General features: G+C 69.5%; 2 protein-coding genes. Both read left to right on the top strand.

Annotated features, from left to right (window positions below; all coding sequences use genetic code 11):
• Positions 1–335, top strand: a 335-nt coding sequence (locus AC2CJA_RS27125) for a Scr1 family TA system antitoxin-like transcriptional regulator (protein WP_484605270.1), incomplete at its 5' end; no start/stop codon positions are given.
• Entirely contained in the window at positions 332–517 is a 186-nt protein-coding gene (locus tag AC2CJA_RS27120) for a DUF397 domain-containing protein (RefSeq protein ID WP_484605269.1), read from the top strand. The genes AC2CJA_RS27125 and AC2CJA_RS27120, both read left to right, overlap by 4 nt.
• Positions 518–573 lie beyond the last annotated feature (56 nt).

The raw sequence follows: 573 nt of genomic DNA, 5'->3' as shown, positions 1-573 counted from the left end.
GGTGTAAGACCTCAACGGAGCACTCCGGGCGGGCAGTCGGTGATGAAGCAGAAAACCCCACGGCGCGAGCCGTAGGAATCCCCCTCCTTCAGGAGGGGGAGGAAGTCAAGGCTGCGGACAGCGAGCAACACGCCTGCCTCGCCGGTCCCGTCCGGCTGCTCGAGACACCGGACGGGCAGTGGCTGGCGTACTCGGAGGGACAGGAGAACGGGCGCCTGATCGCTGACCGGAAAGAGGTGAGCCGCGTCCAGAAGCGCTATGCGAGACTGCGCTCGCGGGCCCTGTCCCCGAAAGAGTCCGCGGGCCTGCTGGAGCGGATGCGAGGAGAGTTGTGAGGACGACGGAACTCGACTGGTTCAAGTCCAGCTACAGCAGCGCCCAGGGCGATGACTGCGTGGAGGTCGCCGTCACCGGGCAGGCCGTGCACGTGCGGGATTCCAAGGACGTGAGCCGCCCGGCCTTCGCGGTCGGCCGCGAGGGCTGGGGCCGGTTCGTACGGCACATAACGGGGGAGTAGCGCGGGACGGGCCCTGGCGGAAGAGGCTCCGGCGCGGCGGGCGGCACCCCACGGGG

The sequence above is a fragment of the Streptomyces sp. ATLC9 genome (genome assembly GCF_057196705.1).
The sequence above is the reverse complement of the archived record's forward strand: the minus strand, read 5'-3'. Positions and strand labels throughout refer to the sequence as shown.